The organism is Mesorhizobium sp. M0587 (assembly GCF_040320945.1).
In the GTDB taxonomy this organism is placed as follows: domain Bacteria; phylum Pseudomonadota; class Alphaproteobacteria; order Rhizobiales; family Rhizobiaceae; genus Mesorhizobium.
On sequence record NZ_JAMYQP010000115.1, the window covers coordinates 1 to 668 of the forward strand.

Annotated in this window: 1 protein-coding gene; it reads right to left on the reverse strand. The window is 56.4% G+C overall.

Translation table 11 applies throughout. The features are described 5' to 3' along the window. Positions 1–668, reverse strand: a 668-nt coding sequence (locus tag NKI49_RS33260) for a glycosyltransferase family protein (protein WP_502899647.1), incomplete at both ends; no start/stop codon positions are given.

Consider the following 668-nt stretch of genomic DNA (forward strand, 5'->3'; position numbering starts at 1 on the left):
GTCGGGCTGATGAACCGGGTCGCTTCGTTGAGTGCAAACGGCATCCAGCCTGCATCCCAATGGCGCAGATAATCGGGTAGGTCGCAGTAGGCCTTCGCACCTAGCCAATGCAGGTTCTCAGCTTGAGGCAGACTCTCAGGGTCGATCTTAACCACCGGGCCGAGCATAACGAAATGAACGTCCGGCATCATCTTTGCCGCTCGCGCGACGAGAGCGACGTCCAGTCTCTCATCGATCACGCCGAAATACCCGACCCTTGGGTAAGGAATGTCGGCCTGATCGGCTGGGTCCTTTCCTGGCTTCCTCGCCTTATGAAAGTGTTTTACATCGATGCTGCTCGGAAAGGGATAGATCGCTTGGTGCAGGTGACGCTTGGTCTCGTACAGGCTCAACCCGCCGGTAAAAACGAGATCGGCACGGCGCAAAAGCGCCTTTTCCATCTGCCCCAGTTCGGGCGGCGCATTCTTGAACGCGGAGAGTTCGTCCATGCAATCATAGACGCATATGTCTGGGTCGAGGTACTCCGTGAAGCGAAGAGCCATTGGCGTGTAATACCAAGCGATCAGCCGGTTGTGCGACATAGAAGCGATTGTTTGTTGGACAAATATCCGCTGGACGGCATCTGCTTTCGCGGCTGACGTGCCAAGCGGCAGCACTGGTGTCGCAAT